Annotated in this window: 19 protein-coding genes; 5 read left to right on the top strand and 14 right to left on the bottom strand. The window is 67.0% G+C overall.

Annotated features, from left to right (window positions below; all coding sequences use genetic code 11):
• Positions 1–108: 108 nt before the first annotated feature.
• The 14 genes from xerC to ACH34S_RS41615 form a co-directional block, all read right to left on the bottom strand.
• A complete protein-coding gene (gene xerC, locus ACH34S_RS41680; protein WP_395958471.1) occupies positions 109–1,371 on the bottom strand; it encodes a tyrosine recombinase XerC in 1,263 nt (420 codons plus the stop codon).
• 189 nt (positions 1,372–1,560) lie between these two features.
• Positions 1,561–3,546: a DUF3987 domain-containing protein gene (locus ACH34S_RS41675; protein ID WP_395958470.1), complete on the bottom strand. Its 1,986-nt coding sequence runs from the start codon at positions 3,544–3,546 to the stop codon at positions 1,561–1,563.
• Between the two features lie 171 nt (positions 3,547–3,717).
• Positions 3,718–4,107, bottom strand: coding sequence for a hypothetical protein (locus ACH34S_RS41670; RefSeq protein ID WP_395958469.1), 390 nt, complete (start codon positions 4,105–4,107; stop codon positions 3,718–3,720).
• A 78-nt stretch (positions 4,108–4,185) separates the two neighbouring features.
• Positions 4,186–7,056, bottom strand: coding sequence for a DNA translocase FtsK (locus ACH34S_RS41665; RefSeq protein ID WP_395958468.1), 2,871 nt, complete (start codon positions 7,054–7,056; stop codon positions 4,186–4,188).
• Positions 7,053–7,328, bottom strand: coding sequence for a hypothetical protein (locus ACH34S_RS41660; protein WP_395958467.1), 276 nt, complete (start codon positions 7,326–7,328; stop codon positions 7,053–7,055). The genes ACH34S_RS41665 and ACH34S_RS41660 overlap by 4 nt, the downstream gene beginning before the upstream one ends.
• Before the next feature lie 241 nt (positions 7,329–7,569).
• Entirely contained in the window at positions 7,570–7,947 is a 378-nt protein-coding gene (locus tag ACH34S_RS41655) for a hypothetical protein (protein WP_395958466.1), read from the bottom strand.
• A 95-nt stretch (positions 7,948–8,042) separates the two neighbouring features.
• A complete protein-coding gene (locus ACH34S_RS41650; RefSeq protein ID WP_395958465.1) occupies positions 8,043–8,189 on the bottom strand; it encodes a hypothetical protein in 147 nt (48 codons plus the stop codon).
• Positions 8,190–8,411: 222 nt separating this feature from the next.
• Positions 8,412–8,855 (bottom strand): DUF3307 domain-containing protein, encoded by a 444-nt coding sequence (locus ACH34S_RS41645; RefSeq protein ID WP_395958464.1) that lies wholly within the window; start codon positions 8,853–8,855, stop codon positions 8,412–8,414.
• Positions 8,852–9,211 carry a hypothetical protein gene (locus tag ACH34S_RS41640; RefSeq protein WP_395958463.1) on the bottom strand — a complete coding sequence of 120 codons (360 nt, stop codon included), beginning with the start codon at positions 9,209–9,211 and terminating at the stop codon, positions 8,852–8,854. Before ACH34S_RS41640 ends, ACH34S_RS41645 begins: the two co-directional genes overlap by 4 nt.
• Before the next feature lie 112 nt (positions 9,212–9,323).
• On the bottom strand, positions 9,324–10,712 hold the full coding sequence (locus ACH34S_RS41635; RefSeq protein WP_395958462.1) for a hypothetical protein: 1,389 nt from the start codon (positions 10,710–10,712) through the stop codon (positions 9,324–9,326).
• Positions 10,709–11,221, bottom strand: coding sequence for a hypothetical protein (locus ACH34S_RS41630; protein ID WP_395958461.1), 513 nt, complete (start codon positions 11,219–11,221; stop codon positions 10,709–10,711). The genes ACH34S_RS41635 and ACH34S_RS41630 overlap by 4 nt, the downstream gene beginning before the upstream one ends.
• Positions 11,218–11,850: a hypothetical protein gene (locus ACH34S_RS41625; protein WP_395958460.1), complete on the bottom strand. Its 633-nt coding sequence runs from the start codon at positions 11,848–11,850 to the stop codon at positions 11,218–11,220. Before ACH34S_RS41625 ends, ACH34S_RS41630 begins: the two co-directional genes overlap by 4 nt.
• A gap of 70 nt (positions 11,851–11,920) precedes the next feature.
• Positions 11,921–12,163 (bottom strand): hypothetical protein, encoded by a 243-nt coding sequence (locus ACH34S_RS41620; protein ID WP_395958459.1) that lies wholly within the window; start codon positions 12,161–12,163, stop codon positions 11,921–11,923.
• Positions 12,163–12,495, bottom strand: coding sequence for a helix-turn-helix domain-containing protein (locus ACH34S_RS41615; RefSeq protein WP_395958458.1), 333 nt, complete (start codon positions 12,493–12,495; stop codon positions 12,163–12,165). Before ACH34S_RS41615 ends, ACH34S_RS41620 begins: the two co-directional genes overlap by 1 nt.
• Before the next feature lie 109 nt (positions 12,496–12,604).
• Here ACH34S_RS41615 and ACH34S_RS41610 point away from each other — a divergent pair, with 109 nt between their 5' ends.
• From ACH34S_RS41610 to ACH34S_RS41590, 5 genes are all read left to right on the top strand, one after another.
• The gene (locus ACH34S_RS41610) at positions 12,605–13,360 is read left to right on the top strand and encodes a GntR family transcriptional regulator (RefSeq protein WP_395958457.1); all 756 of its coding nucleotides are present in this window, start codon (positions 12,605–12,607) and stop codon (positions 13,358–13,360) included.
• Complete coding sequence (locus ACH34S_RS41605; RefSeq protein WP_395958456.1) at positions 13,357–13,791, top strand: NUDIX hydrolase; 435 nt, start codon at positions 13,357–13,359, stop codon at positions 13,789–13,791. Before ACH34S_RS41610 ends, ACH34S_RS41605 begins: the two co-directional genes overlap by 4 nt.
• A 109-nt stretch (positions 13,792–13,900) precedes the next feature.
• Positions 13,901–14,107 (top strand): hypothetical protein, encoded by a 207-nt coding sequence (locus ACH34S_RS41600; protein ID WP_395958455.1) that lies wholly within the window; start codon positions 13,901–13,903, stop codon positions 14,105–14,107.
• A 330-nt stretch (positions 14,108–14,437) separates the two neighbouring features.
• Positions 14,438–16,666 carry a restriction endonuclease gene (locus ACH34S_RS41595; protein ID WP_395958454.1) on the top strand — a complete coding sequence of 743 codons (2,229 nt, stop codon included), beginning with the start codon at positions 14,438–14,440 and terminating at the stop codon, positions 16,664–16,666.
• A 46-nt stretch (positions 16,667–16,712) separates the two neighbouring features.
• A complete protein-coding gene (locus tag ACH34S_RS41590; protein WP_395958453.1) occupies positions 16,713–17,693 on the top strand; it encodes a hypothetical protein in 981 nt (326 codons plus the stop codon).
• The last annotated feature ends 530 nt before the right edge of the window (positions 17,694–18,223 follow it).

The following is an 18,223-nucleotide window of genomic DNA, read 5'->3' as shown; positions in this document are numbered from 1 at the left end:
TTCGAGTCCAATCGCGGGAGCTGTACTGTGAGCACGTAATGCCAGGTCAGAGTCCGTCTCGGAGTGCCGAGACGGACTCGAATGCGTTCTGCCTGACCAACTGCCTGACTACCGATCGCTGATCGCGCCCGGGAAGATGCGATCCATCTCCGTGGCGCCGTCCTCCAGCACCGGCCGCAGCTCGTGCCGGTAGACGGTCTCGGTCACGCGGGTGCTGCTGTGGCCCACCAGCCGGGCGATGTTCTCGGTAGGCATCCCGTTGTCCGACAGCAGCGAGACGAAGCTGTGCCGCAACTCCCGGGGCGTCCACTCCTCTGGCGTCAGCCCGGCGCGCTCCGCCACCCTCCGGAATCCGCGGAGGATGCTCATGGCGTCGCGCTCGCCATCGTCCGGGCCCGGGAAGACGAACCGGTCGGAAGGCAACGGGAAGGCGCCCCCGGCGTCCATGTGGGCGCCGCCCTGCGCACTGTAGAGGTCATGGAGCGCATGGACGCATCTGGCCGGCAGCTTCAAACTGCGTCTCGACTTCTCGGTCTTCGTGTCGCCGCCCCGCCGGACGGAGCGCCACACGTATATGGCGAATTCGCGGTGCTCCCATCCGGCCTCATCGACCGGAAGCCACGTCTCTTGCTCGTCGTGGTAGGCGACGACGTGGGACCAGCGCAATGCCCGCAATTCCTCCGTACGCGCGCCGGTGAGCAGCGAAAGCACGATGTAGGTGTGCATGTCGGCCTCGCCGCTGGCTTCTGCCGCTTCCAGCAGCGCGACGGCCTGCTTGAACGAGAGTGATTTCGAGGGGCGGCCGCCCTTGCCGCGCGGGACCTCGCAGAGCAGGGCGACGTTTCTCTTTACCTTGTCCCGCGCCTGGGCCCTCGCCACGGCCCGCTTCAAGATGGAGTGCATCTCCTTGAGCGTCTTCGTGCTGTGGGTCTTCGCCTTCCGCGCAAGCCAGCGGTCTACATCGTCCGCCGATAGCTCGCGAAGTTTCCGGGCACCGAGGTCAGGGATGACGTGGTTTTGAGCGAGACTCGTCCGGTTCTTGATGGTGTTCTCGTCCCTGTCGGGAAGCCCGTATTCGAGCCAGTTCTCTACGGCCTGCGCGACGGTGTATCGAGTGTCCTCGCTGGGCAGCCCGTCTTCGCGGTCGCGCAGCTTTTGCTGCAGCTTCTTGAGCGCCTTGCTCTTGTGCTTGTCGCTGGCCGACCGGACGATCCGCTTGCCGGCGGGCGTGTACCCGATGGTGATCTCGGCGATCCAGCGCTGCCGACTCTCGCTCCAGCGCAGCCCGCCGTCCCCTCGCGGGCGTGTCGCCTTCCTGGGTTCGTTGCCGTCACCCGGCTCTTCGGGGGTGGCGACAGGTGGCGTGGACATCGTGATCTCCTTCGAGTGATCCATCACACTGAGTGACGGGGCTTGGGTGTGAGAGCGGGGTTGGGCGCTTGGAGACGTGGTTTTAATGCAGAACAATTAATTTCTCTGCATTAAAACCAGCGTTGGAGGGCCCGAGCGGGGGATCGGCGCCGGATGGCGGTCACCCTGCGTAACGGTCCCGGAGGTCGGTTACGGGTCTCCCGGACCGTCTTCGCAGGCGTGCGGGTGGGCCTCGTAGACGGGAGCACGGGTGCGGCCGGGCCCGGTGGAGCGGGGTGGGGTGGGCAGGCGTCTGATCCAGCCGTGGGCTTCCAGGACGCGCAGGCCTGGTTCGGTGTCGGCGACCTTGCGGAAGCGGGGCCGCAGGGCTCGGACCGCGTCGCTGGCGGCGAAGCGGTGGGTGCCGGTGCGGGTGATCCAGTCGCGTAGGGCGCGGGCGTCGGCGAGGTCGGGGTCGGCGCCGATGAGGTCGTAGGCGGCTTGGGCGTGGGTGAGGTAGTAGTCGCCGATCTGGCGTGCGCAGGCGAAGGTGTCGGCGGTGATGGGCGCGTGCCAGGTGCCGTGATGGTGTGCGGCGAGGTGGAGCAGGCCGGCGATGCGTATGACGGCGCCGGGGTATTTGCCGCCCCAGTCGGGCATGTGGGCCAGGTCGTTGCCGGGCCGGTAGCGCGGTTCGGTTTCGCGCAGCAGCTCCTGGACTGCGCTCAGACCCCGGTCGGTGAAGGTGAGGGCGATCGGCTCGGTGAGGGCGTGCAGTCGGGTGATGAGGCTGGTGAGGGTGTCGGCGTAGGTCTGGGTGATGTGGGCGGGGATGAGGTCGGGGCTGGCGTCGCGGTAGCCGAGCAGCGAGGCCGGGACGGCGTACAGGATCCGGCCGAGCAGGCCCTGGCCGCGGAATTGCGGGGTGTCGGCGAGTCCGGCCAGGACGTCGGGTTGGGTGCAGATGCCGAGGGTGACGTGCGCGGATTCGATGATCTCCGACGGGCGTCCGACGCGGTCGATGCGCATGCCCTCACCGGCGTGGCCGTGTTTGAGGACGGCGAAGTTGGGTGCGCCGCTGTAGCGCCCGGCGGCGATGGAGAAGATCTCCCCTTCTGGCGAGAGGACCGCCATCCGCCCGCCCTGCTGCGCGAGTTGCGAGGTGAGGATCTCCGGTGTGGCGTCGTCGGAGAACAGCCGCGGCTCGGCCGGTATCTGCAGTTCCTGCACGCGTTCGGCGGCGATCCGCGCGTCCTCCAAATGCTGTTCGCGGACGATCGCGTCGATGGCGTTGATCGCCGCCTTTTCCGCCTTCTCCAAATCGGCCTCGGCGACGCGCCGCTGAATGGCGATATCGGTGATGTGAGGCTGTGCCTTTTCGCGGAGCATGGTTTCGGCGGCGCGGATCGGGCCGGTCATGGCAGCGAACACTTCGGATTTGCGGTTCCCTGGGCCCAGGGCGATGACGGTGAACAGGTTGGTCGGCTCTCGCCAGCCGCGGGCTTGGACCCAAACCTTGCCGCTGGCGGCGACCGCCAGGACGGCCATAGCCAGGCAGCCGGACAGATCGGCCGGTGTCTGGGTTTGCTCGGCGAGGCGGGCGGCGTATTCGGCGATCCAGTCCGGCAGCATCGGCAGCGGGAACGCCGGGAGTTCCCGCGTGGCCTCCAGCGGGGTGGGGGTGGGCCAGCCGCGGGCGTCGGGTGTGGTGATGTCTTGGACGGCCGCGGTGACGGCGCCGCGCAGGTCGGCGGTGTCACCGTCGGCGGCCTGGTGGCCGAGCTGGGTGAGGTGGATCCCGGTGGTGGCGACGGTGCGGGCGTAGGCCAGCTCGGCGAGCCGGTGGGCATAGTAGCCGGCCTGGGTGGAGGAGACGGTGTCCTGGATCAGGGTGTGCAGGTAGGGGCCGCCGCCGACCTTGGTCAGCCGCCGCGGGCCGAGCTCGGCGGCCACGGCGGTGGGCTCGCACGGGTCGCCGCGGTCGGCCAGGTCGCAGATGGCCTGCCAGATTTCCTGGTGGGCGGGCCGGTAGAACTCGCCGCCGTCCAGCATCTGGCGGGCGTCGGCGACGGCGCGTGCCGAGAGCATCATCGCGCCGAGCACCTGCCGCTCTGCCGGAAGATCGTGCGGGAGGGACCGGTGCGGGTCGGGGTCGTCGTGACCGCCGTCCAGCACGCGCAGCGGAGGCTTGGTCATCGGGTGACCGCCGGTGATGCGGCGTGGTGCGTGCGGGCAGCGTTCATGGTTCCTCCACGGGCGAGGACGAGGCCTGCGTTTGGGCAGGGTGAGAGCAGCGGGCCTGGTGTGATTTGGCGGGCCGAGGAAGGCCCGGACCGCCACGGGGCAGCGGTCCGGGCCAGGGGTGGCCTATTCGCGTTCGCCCGGGCGGATGCCTTCGGCGAGGGCGGCCAGGGCCTCGGTGAGGCTGTCCAGGGCGTCCCGGGAGCCGGTGATCGCCTCGTCCTCGCCGAGCCACTCGGCCAGGTCGATGGAGACCAGCAGCGAGCCCAGGCCGTGGAAGCCGTCGTGCAGCAGCGCCACGAGGATCGCCATGTTCGTGCGTCGCAGGTCCAGCGACTGATCGGCGAACTCCTCCAGCCGTTCGGCGGTGACCTGGTCGGTGACGGTGGCGAGCAGCTCCAGCACCTCGGCCACGTAGGGCGCGTAATCGCCCACCTTCTCGATCACGGTGTGGAGCGCGTCGCCGCGCTCGACCAGGCCGTCCAGCGCGGATGAGCGTTCCAGCAGATCGGACATCAGGTGTTTCCCTTCGGGTTAGTGGCGAGGGCTGGCTAGAGCCCCCGCCCGGTCGGTTGATCTCGGGATTGGGGAAGGTCAGAGGGACAGCTCGGCCACCAGGCCCTCCAGCTCGTCGGGGCTTTTCAGGACGTCCCGGGGGGCGTTGGATCCGGCGGCCGGGCCCACGATCTCCAGGCGCTCCATCCGCTCCATCAGGGCGAGGGCGGTGGCGTAGCGGACGCGCAGTTTCCGCTGGAGCATGGAGGCGGATCCGAACTGGGTGGACACCACGAGTTCGACCGCGGCGATCAGCAGCTCGTGATCGTCGGGTTCGCGGTCGCCGTCCTCGGCCGCCTGGTCCCGGTCGGCGCCGGTCGCGCGGTCCGGCCGGTCGTCGACGGCCCGGTCGCGCTCGGCGGGCTCGTCCTCCTGGCCCTCGTCCGCGTCGGCGGCCGCGACCGTGTCGGGGACGAGTTCCCACCCGCCGTCAGCGGCGGCGCGGACGGTGCCGGACTTCACCAGCGCGGCCATGTGCCGGTACACGGTGGGTTTGCTGATCCCGGCGGTCTCGGCCAGCTCGCGCCAGCCGAGCGGGCCGCCGCCGGCGGCGGTCAGGATGCTGACGAGTTGTTCGGGCATCGTCGGCTCGCGCTCGGCCGCGGGCTCGGGCGTGGGGTCGGCGGCGGCCGGTTCGGGGTGCGGCGGGGTGGGCGCCGTGTCCGGTGCGGGCGCGTCCGGTGCGGGCGCGTCCGGGGCGGCCTCGGGCGTCGGCTCGGGCCGCTCGTCCTCGGGCCTGGCCGGTGCCGCGGGGACGGTGGCGTACGCGGTGTCGTAGGGCCGGTCCTCGGCCGTGGTGGGCTCGGCGGGGAGCGGCTCGGCCAGGGCCTTGCCTTGGCGCTTGCAGATCGCCACGACGCGGTTGATCTCCTTGTCGGAGACGTAGGCGTTCTGCAGCCGGACCGGGGCGCTGGCGCCCATCGGCAGGAACAGCGCGTCGCCCTGGCCGAGCAGCTTCTCCGCGCCGGTCTGGTCCAGGACCACGCGGCTGTCGGTGCCCGAGCTGGTGGCGAACGCCAGCCGGGACGGCACGTTGGCCTTGATCAGCCCGGTGACGACGTCCACGCTCGGGCGCTGCGTCGCGAGCACGAGGTGGATCCCGGCGGCGCGGGCGAGCTGGGTGATCCGCACGATGGAGTCTTCGATGTCCTTGGGCGCGATCATCATCAGGTCGGCCAGCTCGTCCACCACCACCAGCAGGAACGGCAGCGGCTCGACCCGGCGGCCCTCCTGGTCGATGACCTTCCCGGCGGCGGCCTTGGCGTTGAACGCGCCGATGTCGCGGACCCCGGTTCCCACCAAGGCGTCGTAGCGGCGGCCCATCTCGCCGACGACCCAGGTCAGCGCCTGTGCGGCCTTGCGCGGGTCGGTGATGATCGGGGTGAGCAGGTGCGGGATGCCGCGGTAGGGGGTCAGCTCGACCCGCTTGGGGTCGATGAGGATCATGCGGACCTCGGCCGGGGTGGCGCGCATCAGGATCGAGGTGATCAGCCCGTTGATGCAGGTCGACTTGCCCGCGCCGGTCGCTCCGGCGATCAGGATGTGCGGCATCTTGGCCAGGTTGGCCAGCACCGTGCGGCCTTCGACGTCCTTGCCCAGGCCGACGATCAGCGGGTGCCGCTCGGCGGCCGCGGCCGGTGAGCGCAGCACGTCGCCGAGCCTCACCAGGTCCTTGACCGCGTTGGGGATCTCCACGCCGATCGCGGACTTGCCGGGGATCGGCGCCAGGATCCGCAACGAGGCGGCGCGGGTGGCCATCGCCATGGTCTTCTGCAGCCCGGTGACCTTCTCCACCTTCACGCCCGGCGCCGGGACGATCTCGTACTGGGTGACGGTGGGCCCGCGGGTGTGCCCGGTCACCTTCGCGTTCACGCCGTGGTCGTCCAGCACCTTGGTGAGCCGCTCGCGGACCCGCTCGGCCTCCCGGTCGCCACCGGCCGCGGGCGGCTCGGTCCTGAGCAGGTCGCCGGCGGGCAGCGAATAGCGCGGGGCATCCTCGCCCTCGCTGTCGACATGGCCGTCGCCCTGGCCCTCGCCCTGGCCGTCGTCGTCGGCCAGCACCGGCACACCCTCGGGCGGGGTGGCGTCCTCGGCCGAGGGCGCCGCCACGGCGGCCTGCGGTGCGGGCTCGGGGGCCTGCAGCTCTTGCTGCCGCCGCTGTTCGACCTCGGCCCGCCAGCCGAGCCACCAGGCGCCCGCCAGGCCGCCGAGCAGCAGCACGCCGAGCAGCAGCGGCATCCGCAGCACGGCCTGCCAGCCCACCACGACGGCGACCGCCGAGCCGCCGCCGCGCGCCCACCGGATCCGGGACCGGGTGGAGGCGAGCTGGGCATCGGTCAGCTTGATCTCGTCGGCGTCGGGCTCGGTCCGCCGTCGCGGGGCCCGGTAGGAGCGGCTGCCGCCGCGTCGCTCGCGGGCGGCCTCGCGGGCCTGCTCCCGTTCCTGCTCCGCGCGGGCCTCGGCCTCGGCCCGCAGCCGCGCGGCGGTCCGGTCGGCCAGCTCGTCCTCGGTCAGGTTCGCCGCGGTGATCCACACCCGGAACCGCCCGCTCGCCACTTTCGCGCCGAGCGTGATCCGGGCGCCCTGCCGGGCCGCCCACCCGTCCGGCTCGGTCTCCTCAGCGCCGGGTTTCGTCGCCGCGGCCGCGGCCGCCGGCGGCGCGACGTTATCGGCGCGGGGCTCGTCCTCGTACGGGGAGGGCGGCGGGGGCTGGTCCCGGGTGCGCCAGCGGTCGACGGCGTCCAGCAGCGTCGTCCAGGCGCCCGGGCGGTAACGGCGCGGCAGCTCGCCGGGCGCGGTGGTCTGGTCGGTGGTCTTGGTCATGTCCACGGGCCCGGCCGTTCCTCGGCCCGGCCCCGGCCCGGAGCGCGCGGCGCGCTCGCCGGGGTCCTCGTTCGGCTGCACGATCACGGCCGGTCTCCTTGCAAGGTCGTCATGTGGTCGATCTGGTCGGCCATGGCGTCGGCGATCTCCTCGGCCAGCCGCTCGGCGTCGGCCTCGGGCAGGTCGCGGATCAGGGCGCGCCACTGGTCCCACGCCGTCGCGGCGCGGTCCTGCGCGGTGGCGGCCGCGCCGCGGCGGGCGGCGAAGAACTCCCGGCGGTTGTCGGCACGGCGGCGCTGCGCGCGTAGCTCACGCGCCGTAGCGGGCCGGGCCGGGACGGCGTCGGGGTCGAAGGCCATCGGGGTCCCCTCCAGGGCGGTCCGGGCGGGCTGTCTCACGGGGGCGGTCTCAGCAGCGCCTCGCGCGCGCGCGTACGCGCGCGCCTTGGGGCGTGTCAAGAGGGGGGACGAGACGGGGTGAGACGGGGTGAGACGGGCCGGTGAGACGCCCCCGTGAGACGGGGGCCGGCGCCCGGCCGGGCGGGCGGCGGCCCGGGGCGTCCCGCGCCGCCGCCGCTCACTGTCGGTCACGGCCAGGTCCTCAGCGGCCGGTGCCCGAGCCCGTGCCGCCGCCGGTGGTGGTGACGGTGCTGAACATCGTGTTCAGGCCGGTGCCCAGGCTCGCCGAGACCTGCCGGGCCATCAGCCCGAACAGGCTCCCGGCCAGCAGCACGCCCGCGGCGAACGAGACGATGACGTGCACGGGCTTGGCCTTCTTGTGCTTGAGGATGTACCAGAGGAACCCGCCGATCACGACGATCATGATCGTGCCGCCCTCGGCCTCACCCGGCAGCTGCGTCGGCGCCTGCTGCTGCGCCACGACCAGCGCCGTCGTCTCCTGCGTGGCGGGCGCCGCCGGGGGACCGGCCGCCTTCACGGCCGCCGTCGCCCCGGCGTGGGTGATGGTGAATGCCATCATGGGGAACTCCTTCGGAAAATCGGTTGATCCGTTGGGATGGCGGGGCCGGTCCGGCTAGGGGCCGGCCCCGCGCTTGTGCCTGGTCAGCGGGCTGGTCAGCGGGCGGGCGTGGTGAACTTCCCGTGGCTGGTGCAGTTCCAGACGTCGTTGCTCCGGCCGGTGCCGCCCTCACGGCCGCCGTAGCTGACGTTCCGGTCGCTGTTGCAGTCCGGGCAGCACGCCGTGCCGCCGTCGCTGCTCACCGGCCGCCCTTGCCCGTGCGGTCCTCGCCGCCGTGCGGGAGGCCCTTGCCGTACATGCCTTTGGTGCTGGTGGTCGCGGTTCCTCCGCTGCTGGTGCGCTGGTCGGACATACTGGGACCTGCCTCTTCGTGAGGTGGCCTCGCCGGTGCTCTTGGTAGGACCTCCGGCGGGGCCCTTTTCGCTGGTCACCGGCGGGATTGCCGGTGAGGGGCGGGGCGGGCATCAGCCCGTCCCCAGGCGCGCGATCAGGGCCGCGACCAGCAGCCACGCCACGTGCCAGCTCTGATCGAGGGCGTAGGCGCCCGTCCCGGCCGGGGCGGCGGCGCCGTCCCCGAGCCGGGCGAACTCGCCCTTGCCCACGCGTTCGGCCAACCGCGCCAGCGTCGTGCGGCGATCGGCCCAGTAGTGCGAGATCGCGTCCACGGCCAGCGCGAACGCCACCGCAGCCACGTTCAGCGGCAGCGACAGCACCGCCGCGACCACCGCCACCACGGCGGCCTTGGTCAGGGTGAGGGTGGCGACGTGCCGCCCGCACAGGATCCGGCCACGCCAGTCCGGCGCGCCCTTGCCGCACGCCTGCGTGTGGGTCTGGACCCAGTGGTCCCCGACCTGGTGCGCCACGTACAGCGCAATGAACACGCAGGTGAACACGGTCGCCGACGTCATCCCCGGTCACCTCCGCTCAGCCGCACCGACACCGCCAGGCCCTCGGCCACGACCTGGTCGGGGACGGCGCCGGGGGCGGGCTGCAGCCCGATCTCCTCCAGGTGACCGGCGATGTAGCGGGCGGGGGCCAGCTCGCCGAGCGCGGCCGCCGCGGCGGTCGCGCGGGCGTGGGTGAGCAGCTCGACGTAGGCCACGTGCAGCTCGGTGTGGCGGTGCTGCTGGACCGTCGCCTGGTCACGGAGCACGGCCAGCTCGGTGTGCGCCTCGGCCAGGTCCTGGCGGGCCTGGTTGAGCTGGCGCCGCATGTCCAGCTCGTACGGCGTCCCCGCCGCCGCGCTCACGCGAGTGGTGCCCATCACCAGGCACCCCCCGGCAGCATCGCTTCCAGCACCGTCATCGCCGACTCGGACAGCAGGACGACCAGCAGGGAGACAAGGAAGATCCACAGCAGCGTGGCCAGCTCATTCTTCACTTGGCACCCCCCGCCAGCACCGTCAGCGGACGCGCGGCCTCGCCGAGATCGTCGTTGTCGGTCTTGGCGGAGACCTCCTCGGCCAGCGCCGCCATGATCCGCTTGGCGCGTTCGTAGCCGATCCCGAGCGCGTCCTTCACCGCCCGCACACCCGGCTCGATCTCGCCCCGGTCCAGCAGCTCGGCGAGCTGTTCCTGCAGCTCCTCATCGGTGCGGTCCCGGCTGGTCTTGGGCAGCGGCTTGGCGGCCTGGGGAACGGGCACGCCCTTGTTCGGGCGCGGCCTGCGCGGCGTTCCCGCCTCCGGCCGTCCGTCCCGGTCACCACCGGTTCGCGCCGCACCCTTGGAGACGCCCTTACCGTTCTTGGCGGGCGCGGGGCGCGCGATGACCTGCAGCGCGGGACGGCTCTCGCGCAGGACCGGCCACATGGTCACCGGAAGCGCCTGCGCGGCGTCCGCGGTGTTCCTGGAACCGTTCCCGGCGGCGTTCCCGAGCGCGTTCCCTAGGTCGTTTTCCGGAGTGTTCTCCGAGGTGCGCGCGGCGGGGACGACGGTCGGCGGCTGCAGGTCCATCTCGGCCAGCCGCGGCACCGGCCGCCGGTCCTCGCCCTCGCCCTCGTGCCAGGGGTCGGCGTCGGAGATCGAGGTGTCGATGATGCCGATCAGGTGCGCCACCAGGGCCGCGCCCACCGGGCCGATCGCGTGCGCGAACATCGCGCCCGGGATCGCCCATCCCGAGGGGTGCGGGCCCTCGCCGGTCGGGACCGCGGCCACCAGGTTCAGGAAGATCGAGGTGGTCAGGCAGCCCGCGGCGAGCCGCTCGGCGTGGCTGGCGAGCCTGCCGCCGGACGCGGCCAGCCGGGCGCGGACCACGATGATCCAGCACACCACGCCGATCAGCAGGGCCTCCAGGCCCCACAGCACCCACCACACCGGGTCGCCCTTGTCGACGCTCATGATCTTGGCCGCGCCCTGCTGCACGCCGGTCGTCGACCAGATCCCGAAACCGAGCAGCAGCGGCACCAGCACGCGCAGGTTCAGCCTGCGCAGCCACTCCAACCGCAGCGCCCGGGCCTCCCCGGACCGCGCCATGTCCGCCTTGATCCGGGTGCGGGCACCGGACGCGCGGAACTCCCGGTACATCCGGGCCAGCTCCGCCTCCGCGCGCACATCGGCCTCACGCTCGGCGCGCTCCAGCTCGGCCAGCCGCACCTCGGTGGCCACGTCCGCGCGGGACCGGCCGTGCCCGGCCTCAGCCCGCACCCGCTCCAGCTCATCAGCCCGCCGCGCGTCCGCCAGCTCCCGCTGCCGCGCCAGCTCGGCGGCCAGCTCCTCCGGCACGCCGGGCTCACCGGCGGGCGCCTGGTTGCTCTTGTGGATCCTCATGCCACAACACCCCTCACCGCACCGGCACAGCCGCCGGTGACCGTCATCTGGATCGGGCGGGGCCGCACCCCGCACAGCGGGCAGCGGCGGGCCGCGCCGCCCTGCCGCTTGATCGCGCGCTCACGTCCGCGGTCGCCGGGCCACAGCCGCGCCAGCCGCCACTCGATCCCGACATTGCGCGCCACCTGCAGCAGCCGCGCCCCGGCCCCGCTCTCGTGCTGCGCAAGCCGCCCGGCCAGGTCACGCGTCCAGCCGATGTAGTGCCGCGCGTGCTTGTAGGGGCGGGCGAAGTGCAGCAGGTACACCACACCCCGCCGGCAGGAACCGCACAGCGGCAACGCCTCGGGCACCAGCCCGGCCAACGCGATCAGCGCCGCGTCGCACCCCAGCCCGCTCAACACCGCGTCGCACGCCAGGCACGGCGTCCCCGCACCGGCCGCGAACCGGACGCTGTCGATGCCTGCCACGACGGCGGCCGCGGTGGCGGTCTGGCTGGAGGAGATCGTCATCGCGGCCGCCGCCCCTCCAGGACGTCCAGGACCGGCCGCACCGTGTAGTTCAGCTCGGCGGCCAGGACCTGCACCGCCTGACGGGCGGCGCTCACCACGTCCCTGCGCGGACCGGACGGGGCCGCGGGCAGCCGCTCCAGCGGCACCGGGAAGGTCAGCGCCAGGCTGGCCTGCAGGAACGCGGACTCGGTCACGTCCCGCTCGGTGGGGTGAACGAAGTCGTAGCACTCGCCGTGCAGCTCGGCGGGCCAGTCCCGCCAGGACAGGCTGCGCTGCCACCCGGACGAGCGGGCCAGCTCGGTCGGCCAGGGGGCCACCAGGCTCACCGCCGCGATCAGCGACCCGTCCCAATGGCTGCGCTCGACCTGGGTGGCTAGCACCCGCGGGTGGTGGCGGACGTAGCCGGGCGCCATCACCGGCCCGGTGGCCGTCCGCCAGGCCGCCGCCGCGAACTCGGCCCGCTGGGTCGACGGCTCGTCCCACGTGCCGTCCCAGCACTCGGCGAACGAGCTGCCCAGCCGGTCCCGGACGTAGGCGCCGTACCGGGAGACGCCGTCGCTGGCGTACTGGCGGTCGTAGTCCTCATCGACCCAGAACGGGGCCGCGGAGGTGTCAGAATGAGAGTTCATCGGGTTGGACCTCCCAAGGGTCCGATCAAGGCCCTCGTCCGGCGGTTGCGTCGCCAGGACGAGGGCCGCTCTACGTTCCAGGGGTCTTGAACCGCGCCTCCACATAGGCGCGCACGTTCCGGGAAGCGCCACGGCACGGGTAGGCCTGCGACACCTCCACCAGCTCGAACACCTCGGCCAGCACCTCAGCGCCGGCCAGCACCTCCTCCGGCAGACCGATCAGCCGGATCCGCAGCCCCGACACCGGCGCACTGCCGGCGGCCGCGGGCTTCACCTCCAGGCCGGTGCCGGTCTCACCGTGGGTGCGTGCCATCAGCGCGCCTCGCTCTCCAACAGCGCGATGTACTCGGCGATCGCCGAACCCGGGATCCGCCGCGAACGGCCCTCCCGAACCGACCGCAGCCGACCCGACCGGATCAGCTCATAGATCACCGACCGAGACAACGACAACAACTCCATCGCCTCACCGACCCGGTACAACCGAGCGGGGGACGCCGCCTGAACAGAGGGACTAGTCACGATGGGCTTACCTCCAGAAGAGTCGGGGCCCCGGGATGGCACCTCGCCGGGAGCCGTTCCGTACTGGTGCGCAAGCGTCCGTGGTCGGCCGCTCGCTCCGAGAGGAGAGGTTAACACATATATCATAAGTAGCAAGGATGCAAAGCGATGGATACTCTGACCTGGAAAAACATGGCCCACGAGAGCTGCGCGCTAGGGTTGTGGTCATAAGATCCTGCAGCTCGGAGGAGAGGTCGTGCCCCTGCAGCACCCAAGATCGCGCTACCGCCAGGTGGCGGACGATCTTCGTGAGGCCATCGTCCGAGGCACCTACGGGCCAGGCGCCGCGCTGCCCAGCCAGCCCGAGCTGGCTCGCAAATACGGGCTCAACCAGACCTCGATTAGCCGTGCTATTGGAGTCCTCGAATCAGAGGGGCTTATCCGGACGGAACGAGGCGTAGGTTCGTTTGTGCTCGACATTCCCACGGTCAAGCGAGTCCGCCGTATCCCATCACGGGGAAATGGTTCGGGTAGCAGCTTTGCTGAGGGAATGCGTAAGGCAGGCCTTGCCCCGAGAACGGAGCTAGTACAGGCCGAGGCTGTTGACCCGCCTCCTGAGGTGGCGACACGGCTAGACCTGCCGGAAGGGGAGTTGACCCTAATCCGGAAGCGCCACATGTTCGCGGACGAACGCCCGGTGCAGCTGGCTGCATCGTACATTCCGATGTCCGTTGCCGGCGACGTCGATATTGCATTCCCGGATACCGGGCCAACGGGACTCTATGAGCGCTTGGCGAAGCGCGGACATCAGGTAGTGCGTTTTGCTGAAGAGATCGAGTCTAGGAGAGCGTCTTCGGAGGAGGCCGACTTCCTGCGGATCAGCACTGCTCAACACGTTCTCGAAGTGGTCCGGTTCGCCCTGGACGGAGCGGGTAGGCCCCTTGAGGTTGTGATCAACGCGTTTCCTAGCCAGCTATGGAAGCTGACTTATGAATGGACGACTGAAGAGTGAAGAGCAACGCTGACCTGCCGCGTCACTCGGTGAGCGTGTCAGGAATTGTGCGGCGCTCAGATGGCTGCATTCTCGCCATCAAGCGAGCTGACGACGGCCGATGGGTGCCACCCGGAGGCGTCTTGGAGTTGGATGAAACTCCTTATGAAGGAGTCGTCCGGGAAGTGCTAGAAGAAACCGGTCTGAAGGTCGAGCCGGAGCGCCTAACGGGTGTGTACAAGAATATGAAGCTAGGCGTTGTCTCTCTGGCCATCTTGTGCCGACCAGTCGGTGGAGAGCCCCAAACGTCCGATGAGGCCACTTCGGTGAAGTGGCTTCTCCCGTCGGAGGCCACTGAGTGCATGCCAGAGGCCCGGGCCGTACGTGTGACGGATGCCCTCCGAGACGACGGCCCCTTCGTTCGCGTCCACGACGGAACCTCCCTCTTGTGACCTCAACTGCGATGGCGGCCGGGTAAGGGTCTTGTCGATTGCGCATCCACGCCCAAGAGCCGAGGCTACGGCTGACGCCTCCGAGCTAGACCGAGCTGAGGACATCACCGTGGCTAAGCGTTGGCTGAGGATCGGCATCGAAGACCCGTCTGACGAACAGTACGTGCAGCTGGCGTACATGGTGTTCGCGGCTACGCGAGCGATGGACCTGGCCGTGATCAGATTCGAGAGTGACGGACGCCAGCAGGAGTGGGCGCTCGAAAGCTTCTGGGAGGACATCCACGACAAGCACCGCCAACCGCCATGGGAGGACTGATCCCGGGTCTGGCTGGGGCCTCACAGCGCACGCCTGAGAAGCCTGACCGCCCGTGCGGGCGCGCCTGACGGGGCTGAGCCGGCTGCCGCGAGGACGGAGGTGTGCGTCCATTGAGCTGTGCCGTCTTTCGTCACGTCCGAGATGACGGCCGGTGGGAAGCACTTGCGAACCCGGCACTTCCTCGGTGAGCCCCCGGTTCCGCGTCTCATAGTTGGTTACTATCGAAGTCTCTAGCGGATCGGCCCCGTTCTCATCTATCGGACACCCCCCAAGATGAGTTCTCCTCCACAGAGTCGACACGCTTCGAGCCGGGATTAGGGCGGGACGCTTATGGATCAAATGGGCCTTAATAAGTTGACTGATTTCGACTTCGAGTGTCTATGCAAAGATCTCTTTGAAGAAGTGCTTGGAGTCAGGTTGGAGCTTTTCACACCTGGAGCTGACGGCGGCGTCGACCTTCGTTATATGAGCGACCGGAAAGAGCACGTCGTCATCCAGTGTAAGCACTGGATAAAGAGTGGGCGGGCGAAGCTCGTCCGACATATGCTGAACCGAGAGCTGAGCAAAGTTAGGCGATTTAGGCCAACACGGTACATACTTGCCACGACTGTCGAAATGACGAAAAATGCCAAAGATGAGCTTTATCAAGCTTTTCAGCCTTTTGTGAAATCACCTAGCGACATCTTTGGGCTTGACGAGATAAACGCCCTCCTTCGACAGAACCCAGCAGTAGTGAGGAGGCATATAAGGCTTTGGTTGAATGATGCAGAGATACTCGAAGCGATGATTTCTAAAAATATCATTTGGCGCTCCTTCCATTTTGTTGAAGAAATACAAGATACACTGCGCACTTATGTGCCGACCGGCGCCTTTCATCGGACACTAAAGGTTCTAGATTCGCATCACGTCTGCATCATCTCAGGAGTTCCGGGCGTTGGTAAGACTACATTGGCACAAGTTCTGTGCGCACGGTTTGCTTCTGAAGGTTATGAGCTCGTTGAAATATCAGAAAATATCGAAGATGTTTATCGAATGTGGAATCCTGATTCGAAGCAGATATTTGTGTACGATGATTTTCTTGGACAGAGCACACTAGAAGACAAGCTATTCAAAAATGAAGATAGGCGGCTGCTTTCCTTGACGAGAGTCATTAGCAAGGATCCTCTGAAAAGGCTCATATTTACTAGTCGTAACTATATTCTAGCCCAGGGCAAGGCTCGCTATGAGCGGCTCGATCGAGAGAACCTTCTTCCGATCACCTGCGTTGTCGATTTGAGCGAATTTCATCGAGAGGCTCGGGCTAGAATACTCTATAATCACGCCTATTGGTCAAACTGGCCGGCGCGCGAGAAGGCGGTGCTTGCTCGTCCCGAGCATTATCGAAGGATTATTGATCACCGAAGTTTCAATCCGCGGGTCCTGGCGGACGTGCTGAAAACAGAATTTGATGCATCCTTGGGGAATGCTGCTTCTCAACTAGAGGCTAGTCTGGCAGATCCGATGCGTGTATGGAGGCACGTATTTGAGAACCAGCTGACCGAAAAAGATCGGGTTCTGCTGTCCACGCTTTTCTCGCTTGGCGGCGAGGCCCATCTCGAACGTTTGCAGGAAGCACTCTCAAGTTTTGGTGGCTGGAGTAAACAACAGATCAGGCACAGCCTGAAAATTCTTGATGGCACTTTTGTTAAAGTGACAAATGAACCACCTCGACAGTTCATAGAGTTTAGCAATCCTTCTGTCAATGATTTCTTTGTTCGCAAGATGGCAGACGACATGGAGTTGGTTTCGGACATTCTGCAACATGCCTTCTCGTTTGATCAGGTGGCTAATCTCTGGAGTTATCATTCGGAGTCCGGCAACACTGTAGACGGCGACCAGAAGATAGACCTACGAGAGTTGTCCCACGAAATTGAGGAGGCGACATTGGCAACCATCCAATTGTCAGCCAAATCGACGCGTGGTTTCGTTGGCCGTCTAGTCATAGCATTGCGAATTTCAGCCGATCTTGAATTGCCGCGCCTCAGTGCCAAAGTTGCAGAGCTTATTAGCGTACAAGGACGTGTTTATGGTGGGGACTATGAGGACATAGCGGAACTCATATTTGAGGTCACCCGAGCCCGGCACCCCGACGTATGCGAACAGCGTAAGGCCGTAGTTATGGAAGGCCTAAGTGCTCTCTTGAATCGAGATCGCACCGAAGCTGGAGTCTTCACTGCGGCGATCTATGCTCGTAGATTGTCCAAGTTCGTGGACAAGGGGGTATTGGATGACATCGATGAGGAAGCGAGTGCTGGCGTCGATCGCCTCATGGATCTCTACGAGTATGGCGGATCCGGGGACGAAGCGTTGGATTTGAATGTTTTCGTGCGTGCACTTGATTATGTTGCAATGTTCGAGGATCATTACAGCCGCTGGCCAGCGGCCGTGGCAGCGATGGAAGAATTTCGTATCGCGCCAGCGGGGGAACCCGAGAATGAAACCGAAGAAGACGAAGATGCGGAATGGGTGGACGGGGTCGTTTATGAGATAATGAGCTCCCTGCTCCTAGCTGATGAGTGAGCGACTGTGAAGCACGTTCAAATCATTAGGGGAGGTTAGACCATTGATGCAGCATCTACCGAAAGAGGTCTTCGATATGCTGTCGCAGACTGGCGACTCGCCTGAAGGAGAGATTCTTAGGGAACTTCACCGATTGTTGTGTCAACAACACGAGGATGCTCGCAATATTCTCCTTGTCGAAACTCCTTCAGTTCGATCCGGTGCTCCATTTAAGACCGACTTTCGCAATGCTCGAAGTCGGGGTTCCAGGGCGATGCGAGACGCACGTCAGGGCCTGCTCTACTCCGGCGGGGCCTTGGCGAACATGTTGTCAGCTAGCCTTTTGGACCACGTATGGGCGCTCACGAGAATAATTGCTGATGATGAACATGTCTCTATCTATAGTCCGATCTCCGTGGCGCGTATCGCGGTAGAATCGGCCTGGAAAATGCAGTATCTGCATGCCCCGGAGGGAGACTGGCAGACTCGATTGCTTCGAATAGCGCGTGAGCTTAACGAAGATGTCGCGCGCGAAATGGCCATGGCGAATGATTATCCCGATCGGCTCATATCGTCCGAGTTCACTCAGAAGGCGCGGGAACGTCAGCAGCATATAGATGCTGAATTGCGTACCGCGGGTATCGAAGTCACCGGTAAGGAGGTGCGTCTCTCTGTACCCAAGTATTCAATACCGAAGAATGTCAATCTTACTGAACAGATCAACAAGCTTTTTGTTGATCTGCCGATTGTTTATCGGATTGGCTCGGGTGCCGTACACGGAAATCTATGGTATCTCCGATCCATAATGGTTGAAGACAAGAGTCATCCAACTGGCGTGCGTCCCAGGCCCCAAGTAGAGATGATCGGCGCTGCCGTGGAGATGGCTGTTGCTGCCTGTGAGATGGCGCTCCGAGCGTATGGAGTTTATTTCCTTGAACCTGTTGATGATGCTCTTCAGAAGGCAGCTAGGATCCGCCATTACATTGCCGGGACGGTAGGGCACTACTTGAGTCACATCAAACCGTATACGAACGGCTTTCAACAGTGAGAACGTCCTTTAGGTTGTGGCATCTTGTACCGTGCGTGCTGCTTAGTGCGGCCCTTTGGATGGCTGTGCTAGACCACAGAACTTGTCGTTGAGGGCTAATTATCTGTAAACGCGGCGTCGGAAGATGACAGGCTGGACTGTCCGAACGGGTGTGCTGGTCGTGAGTAGAGCCCTGATCCCGGACGCGAGGTTGCGGGGATGGGTGTCGGACGGAGTGACCAGTCGTGGCGGGCACGGGTGGACGTCGAGGTTGCTCGGTCTACCGCTGTGCAGGGCCAGGAGTTGTGTCTTGACGGGGGTGGGCTGGGGTTGCAAGCGAGGAGTCGACGGCCGAGGCGGTTCGGAGACCTGCGCCCGTCGGTTGCTCCAAGATGCCGGCTGGAGGCACAGCGCTGCCTGACGGGCTGCTTGACGATGGGGGCACGGCTTTGCGGGCTGTGCCGGACCTTGGCGGACGTGTGCGCGCTGGTCGGGTCGGTGCTGACCTGGTGGAATGTGGCTGGGTGTGCTTCGAGTCCAATCGCGGGAGC

It is taken from the genome of Actinomadura sp. 3N508 (assembly GCF_044326375.1).
Classification (GTDB): domain Bacteria; phylum Actinomycetota; class Actinomycetes; order Streptosporangiales; family Streptosporangiaceae; genus Spirillospora.
The sequence above is the reverse complement of the archived record's forward strand: the minus strand, read 5'-3'. Positions and strand labels throughout refer to the sequence as shown.